The organism is Nonomuraea sp. NPDC026600 (assembly GCF_040638335.1).
Classification (GTDB): Bacteria; Actinomycetota; Actinomycetes; order Streptosporangiales; family Streptosporangiaceae; genus Nonomuraea.
The window spans coordinates 228639-241038 of the sequence record NZ_JBEZYD010000016.1 but is presented as its reverse complement, the minus strand read 5'-3'; the positions used below and the strand labels follow the sequence as shown (position 1 = coordinate 241038).

The following is a 12400-nucleotide window of genomic DNA, read 5'->3' as shown; positions in this document are numbered from 1 at the left end:
CGTGCCTTCACCGGCAACCTGTGGATGCCACCCGTCGCACTCGACGCCTGATCAGCGCGAATCACCCAGCGTCACAGATCCTTCTGAATGCTTACGGCCCAGCAGGGTGCGGCCGTCAATCAGGGAGTCGCCGCAGATACCTCGAACGCCTTTGCAGAGGGCCTGATGGGCGACATCGACGATCTCCAGAAGCGGCTCGCCGTCGCCACGAACAACATGGCCACCGCGGGGAACGCCGTCGAATGGGGCAATGCCGCCCTTGGCTTTCTGGCGGTCGCCGCGTGTACCGCCGTCTATATCGTGGCCACGAATCCCGCCATCGGAGCTCGGCTGCTGGCCAGGCTCAAGGCGCTGGCGAACAAGGTGATGATCAATCTTGTCAAGATGAGGCAACTCGTCGGCCGGATATTCGGCGCGCTGGTCAGGCAGGAGGCGCGATCGTCGAGCAGCCTGGAAGCGCAGGTCGTGCGTAGCCGGATTCCGCTGGGCAGAGCGGACGCGGCGGTGGGGCGCGCCGGGACGAAAGTCCAGGGCATCGAGGATCGTATGGCCGCTACGGGAGCGTCGTCACCTGAGGACGCGGCTTACTACGCCGGTCAGTTGAACAGGGCAGGCCGCCCCCTCAACACGGCCCGACAGCATTTGGACGACGCCCAACGCCGTGTCGACGCCGCCTGGCGAAGTGCGCGCGTACCAGAGGAGGGGCCGCTGCCTCCAGGTGTAGCCAACCTGGAAAGAACGAGCTACGACGTCTCCGCCGTCCAGCGGCAGGAGCAGGCTCTTCAGGAACATGTCAGCAGACGTGTCGCGGAGACCACGGACGAACAGTGGGGGAGAATGGACCCAGAGGAGTTCCTGGCCTACTACAACGGCAGAACGCCGCCTTCCGCCTTTGGGTAACCCGCTCCGTCGTGTGCAGGATAGGGCGCATGGTAGGTGGTTACTGCAGTCGGCATGGTCCCGCACTGAGGTAAAAGGCGTTCGCGGTGGCCGGTTTGCCGAAAGCCGGTCCCGCCCGGCGGGAAATCGCCCGTCCCGCCAGTGCCAGCCCTCAGCGCGATAGACAACGGCATGCACTGCCGCCCTGCTCTCCGGAGCTCAATCCCGACGAGTGGGTCTGGAAAGTTCCGCAGCCGCCTGACCTCCCCGAGATGAGCGCGCGGTGAGCGCCACGAGGAGGTCAGGGACGGTCCCGCCCAGTCCTGGCCCAGAGCACGGCATAGGTGTACGCCCCGCCGGACGGGGGTGTCAGCGTCAGCGCGGAGCCCGGGGAGGCGATGTCCTTCACCCGCCACAGGTGGAGCCGCCTGGAGGAGGCGGTCTGCACGGCGAAGACGTCCGTGCCCGAGAACGCGAGGCGGCCTGTGCCTCCGGCCAGCGCCAGGTTGTCGAGCGCGTGGATCGTCGCCCCCGTCACCGCGTCGTACATCACGAGGTCCGCGCCGTCAGCCTCCCCGATCACCACGTACGCCCCGTCCGGGGTGACGACGAGACCGCCCAGACAGCCGAGGTCGTGTGTGAATCAGTCGATCTCGCCGCGCAAGGTGGGAGTGCTGCTCACGTCATAGACAACAGGTGGCTGGCACTCCCCACTTGACCCACGACCAGCGTGCCCCGGTTGGCGACGAGCAGCGGAGCACCGGAGATCCCTGATGCGACCATGATCGGCTGTGGTGCCGTCACCGTCAGATCAAGCCTGACCACGCCGCCGTCCCAGTTGCTGTCGCAGCCGTAGCCCACCCACAGCCATTCACCGGACTGCGCCAGGCGGGTCGGGCACGGGCTGTGGCCACCTGCGGGTAGACCTCCATGCCTTGCCCATGGCCAGCCGTTCCTGGAGTTGCTGCTGTCGGTGAGTGCGCAGCACCTGCCGATGCGTGTCGGGCCGCCAACCGGCCGGGTGTGCTCCTCGGAATCAGGCTCGCCCCTGTAGCGCAGCAACCAGGCCGCCGACCGAAGACAGCGTACGCGCGGGGTGAGTTGGCCGAGTTCGGTCCAGAGCGCGGCCGTCCGCTGATAGGCGGCCAGCGCTTCTGTGGTCTGTCCGGAATACTGCAGTGCTTCGGCGGCGGACCAGGCCAGTTCGGCATGCATGGCTCGTTGGTCCGAATCATTCTGGACCAGCTCCGCACCTTGGAGAAACTGCTCAGCGGCCTCGCGGTGGCGGCCCAGCTCGCGCAGTGATGCGCCGTATTGTCCCCAGGTCATCGCGATGACCGGTGCGTCGTAAGGGATCTCCACCCTGGGGATCACGTCCTCGAACAGTGCCGCTGCTTCGGCATGCCTCTCGAGACGGTGATAGGCGCGCGCCGCCGTGAACGTGTTGTGCAGGGTGTCGGGTTCGGACAGGCGTGTCCCGGAGAGCGTCCGAGATCCGGCGCTTGGCGGTCTCGTCCTGGCGTGCTGCACGGCCCGTACGGCACATGCGGCCCGGGTCCTCAACGTCGCCGATGGCCCGCTGTTGAGCTCGGGTACCGCCATGCCGTCTCCTACGACGACGCGCCGCGTCAGGACATAGAAGTCTGGTTTCCCTATGCGGCCGAGGACGCCTATGTCTTCGGCGCTTGGGCGGCACTACCAGGCAACAGGCATCGTGTGCAGCCCGAAGAACGGGGCGTCGTTGGCGAAGGGCAACTCCTCGAACCCGATCGCCAGGTGCAGCGTCGGTATCCGGGTCAGCAGCGTGCCGAAGGCGATCTGCAGCTCGGCACGGGCGAGGTTGCGGCCGATGCATTGGTGTACCCCGTAGCCGAAGGCGACGTGGTGGTGGGCGGACCGGCGGATGTCGAACTCGTCGGGGTTCTCGAACGCCCGCGCATCACGGTTGGCGGATGCGGCCAGCACCGTCAAACGATCACCGGCGCGGATCCGCGCAGAGCCGATGTCCAGGTCGTCGGTCGCGATCCGGTCGAAGCTGACCCAGTCCTGCGCCGAGTGGAAGCGCAGCAGTTCCTCGATCGCACCCGGCAGCAGGCTCGAGTCGGCGCGCAACGCGGCAAGCTGCGCCGGGTGCCGCAGCAGCGTGAGTACGCCCAGCGAGATCGTATTCGCCGGCGAGTCGTAACCCGCGAGCAGCAGGAGAAAGCCGATGTTGATCAGCTCGTCCGTGGTCAGCTCGCCGGTGGGCAGGTGTCTGGCGGCCAGCCGCCGGATCATTCCCTTGTGCGGTTCACGCTCCGCGCTGCGGATGAGTTCCCGCAAATAGCCCCGAACGTCGCTGGACGCCTGGGCCGCCACACTTGGGTCCATACTCGTCACTGACAACATCCGCAGCCGTGACTCGAAGAACTCGTGGTCGCCGGCCGGGATACCGAACAACTCGCAGAGGACTCGCGACGGGACCCGGCGCGCGTACATACCGACGAGGTCGGCGGGCGCCCCGGCCTGCAGCAACTCGTCGATGGCTGTATCGGCGATTCGCTGCAGGGCCGGCCGCATGGCGTCCATCGGACGGGCACCGAGCTCTGAGATCAGCAACCGCCGGAACCGGCTGTGCTCCGGTGGATCCATATCGACGAAGAAACCGTCGTCGGGGCGATCGTCGTCGGGTCCGCGAGGCCGTTCAGGTCGTCCGGTGTTCGAGCTGATCCTCGGGTCACTGAGGATCTGCCGCGCCTCGGCGTAGCGGGTGACCGCCCAGACTGGTGCGCCGTTGGGCAAGGTGGCTCGGACGATCGGCGCGGTGGCACGCATCCGCTGATACTCGTCCGGCGGTGCGAACGGGCAGGTCCGCACCATCGGGAAGGTCGTGGTCGGGGTTATGTCGTGCTCGGATCTACTCATTGCGCCTTCCCGTTCGAGCCGGACACCACTCCGGCGATGTAATCGGAAACGGCGGCGATGGTCGGCTGCGCCCATAGCAGCGTCGCCGGTAGCGAGCACCTGTTCAGGTAGCGCCGATGCTAAATCTGCGGTCCGAAAATTACTAGTGGTGGCATTTTACTGATTTGTTGTGCATAATCCCTTTCGTTGGTGATCAACGGCGCGGGTGGGAGGTCGTCCCATGAGCGACGGCCAGATAGCCCAGCCCTTGGAAACCGACCGGCTGCTGCATCAGCCGGTCGGTCGCGAGCACCTCGTTGCCTCGTTCGCCGTGCCGATTCCGGCGCTCGTGATCTGCGAGCTGCCGGCGCACGCCGCGGCGACCGGCGACCTGAGCTCCCGCCAGCCGTCGCCGACGAGGGCCGAGCTGTTCGACGACCCTCCCGCCGGCTCGCCCTTCAACCTGGCCGCCGCACACGCCTACCTGGACAAGGCACGACGGACCGTCGCCGGGGGTCGCCGCTCTAACGGACGCGGATGAAGACCGGGTTGGAGTAGAACCACAGGTCTTCCCACGGGCTCTCCTTGCCGTCGGCGAGCGGTTCCATCTCGTCCGTGCCGGTGCCGCGTACCCGGAGGTAGCTGTCGGTTTCCACATCGCGCAGGGTGTACTTGATGACGTAGTCCCGGCCTTGGCGACGCCAGTCGCGCTCGCCGAACCGCGCCACGACCTTGGTGGTGGGGTTGGTGTCGGCGTCGAGGTTGGCGCTCACTCCGGTGACCTGGCCGACGATGAGGTCGACGCGCCGCACCTGCGGGCGGTCGCCGTTGCCGTTCTCGCCGTCCAGCGGGCGGAACCGGATCTCGACCTCGACGTCGGTGCGGTCGCGGCTGCTGACGCTCAGCGTCTCTCCCACGGTGGCCTGGCGGCCCTGGTTGCTCGCGGTGACGTCCAGGGCGGTGATCAGGTCGCCGGTGGTGACGAAGATCCGGCCGTTGCGCAGGCCGTCCATGATGTCGCCGTAGTCCTGACGCGCCGCCACGTAGGTCTTGCTGTACTCGCCGGGCCAGAAGTCCGAGCCACCGCGGGTCCAGTGCACGTGCGAGTCGGAGGTGGCGGTGATCCACCAGTGCCGGCCCTCGCCGAGCAGCGAGTCCCACAGGCCGCCGACCCGGGCGGTCATCTGGTCGAACCCGCCGTAGGTCGGGTGGTTGCCGTACCCGCCGCGCGCTCCGCCGTTCAGCGGGCCCGCCTGGTGGCCGGGCGCGCCCTCGAAGCCGACGTAGACGTCGGGCGCGACATTGTTGCCGTTACGGAACTCCCGCGGGGTGTCCTGGCCCCACACGCCCAGACCGGTCGCCGACCGGGCCGCATGGTGGGCGATCACCAGCGGCTTGCGCGGCATGCCCCGAGCCGCCTTGAGGAACTCCACCATCTTGGCCTCGGTGTCGCGGCCCGGGTCGGCGGGGAAGGCGTCGTGCTTGGCGAACCGGCTCTCCAGCTCGAACAGTTGCTGGGCCTCGTCGGCGTGGTGCGGGATCATCAAGGTGTGGTGGTCCAGCGCCGGCGCGTCGAACTCCATCCCCCAGAACTGCAGCACCTCGGGTACGAGCACGCGCGAGCGCAGCAGGTCGGGGTAGGCCTGCTCCAGGTTGACCTTTGAGTGCGTCGGCCCGCCGTGGTCGGTGCACATCGCCCAGGTCAGACCGAAGTACTTGGCCATGATCGCGTTGGTGACGATCGGGTAGACCGCGTCGGCGCCCTTGCGGAACGTCGGCGGGTTCTTCGTGGTGTCGAACGCGCCGCTGTACTCCGAGTGCACGTGGTGATCGCCCGCGCGCCACATCCGCCCGTTGGTGCCGCTGTTGCCGAACTTGCGCTCGTCGTCGGCCAGCGCCGGAGTCCCGCCCATCAGCGGCGCCGCTGCGGCCAGCGTCGCACCGACGCCGGCGTACTTGACCAGGCGCCGCCGCGAGAGCCCGGTGAGCTGGGACTCTTCGGCGTTCTTGTCCTTCACGGTGGAGCCTTTCGTCCTACGGAGAGGCGGAGGTGCCGACCGACGAGTGTCCTGGTAGGCGCTTAACGCAGCGTGAACGGTGATCGGGACGACCAAGAACAAATCCGGCCCGCTGCACCTAGAGGAGCTGTGTTGAGTGGAGGTTTGATCGTTTCGCGGACAGGGAGACGGCGTTTGGGGGCAAAGCTGTGGTCTGTTCGGTTCTGTCATCGCCTTCTGCCACGATCACCGATGAAGCCGACAGGACGGGAGCAGGACATGGTCGAGCGGTCCACGCGGCGGGTGGTCGAGAAGATCGTCGCGAGTGCGCCGGAAGGCTGGACGCGCGCGGTGCTGGCCAGCACCGCGGGCCGGGGCGGCGTCTCGGTGTCCGGCGGCTATGCCGTCCCCGGCGCGCCCTTGTGGCGCAACTCGGTGCCCAGCGCCTTCGGGGAGCTGGGCAGTCTGGCGGAGGCGGTGCGGGAGGTCCGGGGCTGGGAGCGTACCAGCCTGGAGATCGTGTGCCGGCCGTCCGGGGAGTACGGGCTGGTCGCGTTCGTGGACGCGATCACCAGCTTGCGCGGACGGGGCGGCGGCTTCCAGGCCGTCCTGGACCCCGGCTACCGGCTGCCCCAGACCGGTTCCGGGCGGGAAGAGGGCACGGCCGCGCCGGCGGGCGATCCCGAGCTGGCGGTGGCGCGGTTCCGCGAGTACATGGACCGCCGCGCCGCGGTCCTGGGGCGGCCCGAGCAACTGCCGCCGCCCGCGTCCGCCGCCGCACTTGACGAGGCCGAACGCCGCATCGGCCGACCCCTGCCCGCCGACCTGCGGGCGCTGTACTTGATCGCCGACGGCGACGGCATCGGTTACGAGCACCGCTACCTGCTCGGGCGCCACGCCTGGCTGGCGCTGAAGGATCTGGTCGCCATCCACGCCGACCAGCGCGAGCCGGTCTGGTCCGGCTGGGAGCTGGCCTGGCACTCGGTCGTCTTCGACGCCGACCCGCCCGACACCGTCCGGCGCCGCGGCGGGGACCCGGCCTGGCTGCCCTTCGGCACCGGCGAGGATGGCAACTACCTGGCGGTGGACCTGGCCCCGGCCCGGAACGGCCGCTCTGGCCAGGTCATCTGCATCGGCCGCGACTATGACGGCGGCCCGGCCTATGTCGCCGACTCGGTGACCTCGCTGCTCGGCCGCTACCTGGAACTGCTGGAGCAGGGAGCCTACGAGGAGGACGGCGACTGCATCTCCCTGCTGGAGCCCGCCCGCAGCCGCGGCCCCGAGAGGATCGTCGGCGAGATCCCCGACGAGGTCCCGCCCGGCCTTCAGGCCATCCACATCAATGACGCCGCAAGGCTGGTCGATCTGGCCCCGCTCACAGCCGCCCCGAACCTGCGGTTGCTGCACCTCAATCGCTGCACCGCCGCCGACCTGGTGCCGGTTCGCGCGCTGCCCGTCGAGTCCCTGCGCGTCACCCTGGACGGCGGCGACCTGGCCCCGCTCGAAGGCCACCGCGACCTCACCTCCTTGGACCTGGGGAGCACCGTCCCGATCGACATCACCACGCTGCGCACCGTCCCGAACCTGCGCGGCCTGGACCTCTCCCGGGCCGACGTCCGCGACCTGACCGTCCTGGCAGACCTGACCGACCTGCGCTACCTGGCCCTCACCGCGCGACAATGGACTGTCCTGCTGAACGAAGGCAAGGCACCACCCACCCTCGCCGCCGCCCGCCTGGCCGACAACGACGCCCCCTTCGACGAGGCCCTGACCTGGTCGGGCCGCCTCGGCCTGAATACCGGGGACGCGCTCCGCACCACCGGCACCCTCCCCACCTGACGATCGGAACAGCCGCGTCCCGGGCGCGGCGCAGTGTCGATGCGATGCGCGATCGCGGCTACCGGGCGTGCGACGTCGAGCCGTCGTGCGAGGGCTGAGCGTGGATCTGCAGCAGGGAGCCCACTTGGTCCAATTCCAAGTGGATGATCTCGTTGGCGCCCGTTTCGAGAAGGGGTGCCGGGATGTACAGGGTCTGCTGAGGTCCTTGCTTCCAGTAGCGGCCCAGCAGGACGCCGTTGATCCAGACGTATCCTTTGCCCCAGCCGGGAAGTGCCAGGAAGGCGTCCGCGGGCTCGGCCACCTCGAGTGTGGTGCGGAAGAACGAAAGCGGCTCGCTCGTCGTTCCCGGCTGGAATCTCAGTCGCGATACGTCCTCCAGCGGGATCGGCCGCGCTGTGAATCCGTGCACGTATTGGTGGCGGTGCATGACGCCGCCGAGGATGCCCTTGCGCTCGCCGAGCAGTGGGCCGTAGTTGGTCCGTCCCATCGATTCCACGAGGATCTCCACGGCGGCGTGCCCGGCCGCGAGCAGTACAGGAGGATCGGCGTCCCGCTCGACGACGCCTGCGAGGCGGCCGTCGACGAAGACGTGCGCGCGGTCGTGCACGTCGCGCAGGGTGAGCGGGTACGGCCCGCGCGGTCCAGGAACGGTCATCTGATACAGGACGAGGCCGTGGCCCAGCCCCAGGTCCTCGAATGTCGGTGGCATCGGCGCGGTGGTCTCCGGCCGCGCGATGGCGTCCAGTGCCTCGTGCAGCCGCACCGAATGCGCAGGACGTAGCGTGGCGGGAGGCAACGTGGCGGGTACGGGGGGCACGTCGGTGAGCTCGCCGCCGTAGCGGGAGAGCACGTCCCGGAACAGCCAGTACTTCTCGGTGGGCGCGCCGCGCTCGTCGATGGGCGCGTCGTAGTCATAGGAGGTCACCGTGGGCCGCCATGGGCCGGCGCTGTCGTCCCCGGTGCGGTTGGCGCCCGCCCACGTGCCGAAGTTGGTGCCGCCGTGCGCCATGTACAGGTTCACCGATGCCCCCGCGGCCAGGACCCGCTCCAGGGTGTCCGCGGCGTCCTGCGGGTCGCGGGCGGAGTGTTCGTTCCCCCAGTGGTCGAACCACCCGCACCAGAACTCCATGCAGAACAGCGGGTCGTCCGGCCGGTGGGCGCGCAACGCGGCGAAGGCCTGCTCTGGCTCGGAGCCGAAGTTCACCGTGGCCAGCACGCCGTCGATCGTGCCACCGGTCAGGTAGTGGTCGGCCGGCCCGTCGGAGGTGAACAGGGGCACCTCGATGCCGCGGCTGGTCAGGCCGTCCGCCAGGTGGCGCAGGTAGGCGTGGTCGCTGCCGTAGGAGCCGTACTCGTTCTCCACCTGGAGCATGATCACGTTGCCGCCTCGGGTGACCTGGCGCTCGGCCACCCGGGGGATCAGCTGGTCGAAGTAGCGGTCGACGTGGGCCAGGTAGTCGGGGTCGCTGGTGCGAATGGAGCCGGTCAGCCAGGTGGGCAGCCCACCGTTGTCCCATTCGGCGCAGATGTACGGCCCGGGCCGCACTATCGCCAGGAGTCCTTCGGCTGCCGCCGCGTCGAGGAACGCACTCAGATCGTCCAGGCGGCGAAAGTCTCCTGGCCGTGACTCGTGCAGGTTCCACGGCACGTAGGTCTCGACCGTGTTGAGGCCCATGGTGCGCAGCATGGCGAGCCGGTGCTTCCATTGCTCGGGGTGCACGCGGAAGTAGTGCAGCGCGCCCGACAGCACCCTGAACTCGGCGCCGTCCAGCCGGAATGCGCCGTCAGCGACGGAGAAGACACGCACAAAGCCGGTCATCTGCTGATTCCGGCGGTCATGCCGTCGACGATGCGGCGACCCAGCCAGAGGTAGAGCACGATCATGGGGTAGACGAGGATCACGATGCCCGCGAACATGCCGCCCCAGTCGGAGCTGTACTGCATGGTGCTGTACAGACCGAGGAGGGCGGCGGGCAGGTTGCGTTCCTCGGGGAGGGGGGCGATCAGCAGGGCGAGCAGGGTCTCGTTCCACAGGCCCATGATGTTGAGCACGAACACGGTGGTCAGGCCCGGCCTGGCCACAGGCATGATGACCTGAACGAACGCGCGGAGTGGGCCGGCGCCGTCGATCTCGGCCGCCTCCTCGATCTCGTGCGGCAGCGAGCGCATGTACCCGGTGAGCACGAACACCGCGAAGGGCACCGACAGCGCCACCTGGAAGACCAGCAAGGTGATGCGGTTGTCCCACCAGCCGGTGACCCAGTCCTCCATGAACGTGTAGACCGACAGCTTGATCACGACGATCGGCACCAGGATGGTCTGGATCGGGATGCTCAGCCCCATCGCGAAATAGCTGATCGTAGGGCCGGCGACGCGCCGGCTCGAGCGGGCCAGCACGTAGGCGGCGGGGGCGGCGATCGCCACGATCAACACGGAGCCGAGCACGGTCAGCACCACGCTGTTCAAGGCCGCGACGGAGAATTCGGCCGCCTGCCACGCCGAGCTGAAGTTGTCCCATCGCGGGGTCTTCGGCAGCGCGAACGGATGCAGCCACACGTCCCGCGAGTCCTTCAGTGACTGGAGGCCCACCCATCCGACCAGGGAGAGGTTGAAGGCCACCCAGGCCCACAGTGCGATGGCCGTGGCCTTGGGGAGCAGGATGTCCCCGATCAGACGTCTCATGACAGCTCCACTCGATCACGCCTGGTAATGCGCCGGGTCAGCACGATCAGTACGGCCGTCACGAGGAGCGTCATCACGCCCATGGCCGCCGCGCTGCCGAGCTCTGGCAGGCCGGCGCCCTTCACCGCGATGAACTGCTGCACCGCGATCGTGCGGGCGGGGATCGGCGGTGCGGCAGTGGTGCCCGCAGTGGTGAAGGCCAGCACGATGTCGAAGATCTTCAGGCTGTTGACCACCCAGAGGACGGCGGAGACGGCGAAGACGTCCCAGGTCAACGGCAGCGTGATGTGCCGGAACTGCTCCCATTTGGTGGCCCCGATGAGCTGGGCGTCCTCATACACGTGCGCCGGGATGGCGTCGGCGGCCGACATCATCAGCGCGACGTAGAAGCCGGTGCTCGACCAGATCAGCCCACCCACGATGCAGCGGAACACCATCTCGGGGCCGAGCCAGGGCTGCGGGTCCAGGCCGAACCAGCCGAGCACGGTGTTGACCGCGCCCTCGGGGTTGAGCAGGAAGCCCACCGCCGCGCCGATCGCGATGATCGAGATGACCAACGGCAGGAAGACGACGGCCCGGATGAAGGCCCGCCCCTTGAGCTGCCTGAGTACGACCATGGCAAGGAAGGTGACGACGAAGACCAGGGCGCCGCCGACGATCGCCATCACGAAGGTGTTGGTGAAGGCCGTGGTGAAGACGTCGTTGTGCAGTAGCGCCACATAGTTGTCCAGCCCGCGCCAGGTCATCTCCGAGCCGGGGCCCGACCATTGGGTGAGACTGATCCAGATTCCGAACAGCGATGGCGCGACGAACAGCAGGGTGTAGACCAGGAGCGCGGGCAGGAGGAAAGGCCAGAAGGCCCGTTCGTAGGTTTTCACCCGTTCGCCAGGTGGTTGGCTGTCAGCTTCTTGCCCTCGCGGATGAACGTGGTCGCGTCGATCTTGCCGGAGAGGAGCTTGTCGCTCAGGGGCAGGAACATGTCGCCCCACCAGGTCTTGTCGGCACCCGCGTAGTCGTAGCTCAGGTGCGTCTCCTTGGCCTCCAGCACCGCCTTCTGCATGTCCGCCATGTTCGCGGGCGCGGGTACGTCACCGCGCGAGGAGATGTTCAGCGCCACGGTGGAGAACTGCTCCATGTACTTCTTCTGCAGCGCGAAAGCCAGGAACTGCTTGGCCGTCGCGACGTTCCTGCCCTTGGCGTTCACGCCCCAGCCGAGGGTTCCCACCTCGATGGACTTCATACCGCCGGCGGGGATCTGGAACGAGGCGACCTTGAAGCCGGGAGCCAGCTGGGTCTGGACCTCGCTGGCCAGCCAGGTGCCGTTGAGGTTCAGGTCGTACGTGTCCGCCGCCCAGGCGTTCTGTGCGGCGGGGAACTTGGTCGCCATGAAGTCCCGCTGGAAGTACCCGCCCTTGGCGAGCTGCTCGACTTTCTTCGCCGCGTCGAGCACCTGGGGCTTGTCCCAGTTGGCGGGGTCCTTGCCCAGTTCGGCGAGGCTCCCCGCGCCGTTGGCGCCCACCAGGAGGGCGTAGAACCAGTAGACGTTGTAGAAGGAGATGGTGCCGTCCTGGCCGATCGGGCTACGGCCGGCCTTCTTGGACTCATCGAGGAAGGCGATGAACTCCTCCCAGGTCTGTGGGTTCAGTCCGGGGTGCTTGGCCGCGTTGTACCAGATGGCGGTGGAGATGATCGTGTGCGGAACGTAGGCCAGGCCGTTCTTGCCGGAGGAGGCCCGCAGTACCGGCTCGGGGAGCACTTCCTTGACCGTCTTGCCCTCGCCGGGGATCTGGGTGTTCTCCAGGTCGTCCAGTGGGCCGATGATCTTCTGGGCGGTCAGGGTGTCGATGTCGCCGGTGGTGGTGTCGAACAGGTCGGGGCCCTGGCCGGAGGCCATCTCGGCGTTGAGGTTCTCGTTACCGGTGCGGCCGACGAACTTCAGGTCGACCTTGGTGCCCGTCTCCTTGGCGAAATCGTCCATGATCGTTTTGATGATCTTCGCCTGGGGCTCCCCAGCGCCCCAGGACGAGCGGTAGGACAGGGACTGCTGGGCGGGTTCGGTGCTGTTCTTCTTGCCACAGGCGGTCAGGCCGAGGGCGCCGATCAGGAGGAGAGCCGTCATT

General features: G+C 68.0%; 11 protein-coding genes. 3 read left to right on the top strand and 8 right to left on the bottom strand.

The genetic code is table 11. The annotated features are described in order from the left end of the window. The first annotated feature begins 87 nt into the window (after positions 1–87). Complete coding sequence (locus tag AB0F17_RS32910; RefSeq protein ID WP_358030986.1) at positions 88–900, top strand: hypothetical protein; 813 nt, start codon at positions 88–90, stop codon at positions 898–900. A gap of 280 nt (positions 901–1180) precedes the next feature. Here AB0F17_RS32910 and AB0F17_RS32905 read toward each other — a convergent pair whose 3' ends face one another. The 3 genes from AB0F17_RS32905 to AB0F17_RS32895 form a co-directional block, all read right to left on the bottom strand. Further along, positions 1181–1465: a hypothetical protein gene (locus AB0F17_RS32905; protein WP_358030983.1), complete on the bottom strand. Its 285-nt coding sequence runs from the start codon at positions 1463–1465 to the stop codon at positions 1181–1183. 92 nt (positions 1466–1557) lie between these two features. Beyond that, complete coding sequence (locus AB0F17_RS32900) at positions 1558–2409, bottom strand: tetratricopeptide repeat protein (protein WP_358030980.1); 852 nt, start codon at positions 2407–2409, stop codon at positions 1558–1560. Between the two features lie 165 nt (positions 2410–2574). Beyond that, on the bottom strand, positions 2575–3783 hold the full coding sequence (locus AB0F17_RS32895) for a cytochrome P450 (RefSeq protein WP_358030977.1): 1209 nt from the start codon (positions 3781–3783) through the stop codon (positions 2575–2577). A 220-nt stretch (positions 3784–4003) separates the two neighbouring features. Between AB0F17_RS32895 and AB0F17_RS32890 the strand changes: the two genes are divergently transcribed. Continuing rightward, positions 4004–4303, top strand: a complete 300-nt coding sequence (locus AB0F17_RS32890) for a hypothetical protein (protein ID WP_358030974.1) — start codon at positions 4004–4006, stop codon at positions 4301–4303. On the opposite strand, the gene AB0F17_RS32885 is transcribed toward AB0F17_RS32890, so the two are convergent. Beyond that, the gene (locus tag AB0F17_RS32885; protein WP_358030972.1) at positions 4287–5780 is read right to left on the bottom strand and encodes a phosphoesterase; all 1494 of its coding nucleotides are present in this window, start codon (positions 5778–5780) and stop codon (positions 4287–4289) included. The two genes, AB0F17_RS32890 and AB0F17_RS32885, sit on opposite strands and share 17 nt — an antisense overlap. 231 nt (positions 5781–6011) lie before the next feature. Between AB0F17_RS32885 and AB0F17_RS32880 the strand changes: the two genes are divergently transcribed. After that, the gene (locus tag AB0F17_RS32880; RefSeq protein ID WP_358030969.1) at positions 6012–7598 is read left to right on the top strand and encodes an SMI1/KNR4 family protein; all 1587 of its coding nucleotides are present in this window, start codon (positions 6012–6014) and stop codon (positions 7596–7598) included. Between the two features lie 58 nt (positions 7599–7656). Here the strand turns inward: AB0F17_RS32880 and AB0F17_RS32875 are convergent, their stop codons facing one another. From AB0F17_RS32875 to AB0F17_RS32860, 4 genes are read right to left on the bottom strand one after another with little or no spacing between them, the layout of a single operon-like run. Further along, complete coding sequence (locus AB0F17_RS32875; RefSeq protein WP_358030966.1) at positions 7657–9417, bottom strand: beta-galactosidase family protein; 1761 nt, start codon at positions 9415–9417, stop codon at positions 7657–7659. Next, positions 9414–10280, bottom strand: a complete 867-nt coding sequence (locus tag AB0F17_RS32870; protein ID WP_358030963.1) for a carbohydrate ABC transporter permease — start codon at positions 10278–10280, stop codon at positions 9414–9416. Before AB0F17_RS32870 ends, AB0F17_RS32875 begins: the two co-directional genes overlap by 4 nt. Next, complete coding sequence (locus tag AB0F17_RS32865; protein ID WP_358030960.1) at positions 10277–11158, bottom strand: sugar ABC transporter permease; 882 nt, start codon at positions 11156–11158, stop codon at positions 10277–10279. The genes AB0F17_RS32870 and AB0F17_RS32865 overlap by 4 nt, the downstream gene beginning before the upstream one ends. After that, complete coding sequence (locus AB0F17_RS32860; protein WP_358030958.1) at positions 11155–12399, bottom strand: extracellular solute-binding protein; 1245 nt, start codon at positions 12397–12399, stop codon at positions 11155–11157. Before AB0F17_RS32860 ends, AB0F17_RS32865 begins: the two co-directional genes overlap by 4 nt. Position 12400 lies beyond the last annotated feature (1 nt).

Excerpts from the sequence above, each read along its gene's own strand:
- AB0F17_RS32880 (WP_358030969.1), top strand. The coding sequence starts at position 6,012 with ATGAAGCCGACAGGACGGGAGCAGGACATGGTCGAGCGGTCCACGCGG.
- AB0F17_RS32895 (WP_358030977.1), bottom strand. The coding sequence starts at position 3,783 with ATGAGTAGATCCGAGCACGACATAACCCCGACCACGACCTTCCCGATG.
- AB0F17_RS32890 (WP_358030974.1), top strand. The coding sequence starts at position 4,004 with ATGAGCGACGGCCAGATAGCCCAGCCCTTGGAAACCGACCGGCTGCTG.
- AB0F17_RS32870 (WP_358030963.1), bottom strand. The coding sequence starts at position 10,280 with ATGAGACGTCTGATCGGGGACATCCTGCTCCCCAAGGCCACGGCCATC.
- AB0F17_RS32910 (WP_358030986.1), top strand. The coding sequence starts at position 88 with ATGCTTACGGCCCAGCAGGGTGCGGCCGTCAATCAGGGAGTCGCCGCA.
- AB0F17_RS32875 (WP_358030966.1), bottom strand. The coding sequence starts at position 9,417 with ATGACCGGCTTTGTGCGTGTCTTCTCCGTCGCTGACGGCGCATTCCGG.
- AB0F17_RS32860 (WP_358030958.1), bottom strand. The coding sequence starts at position 12,399 with ATGACGGCTCTCCTCCTGATCGGCGCCCTCGGCCTGACCGCCTGTGGC.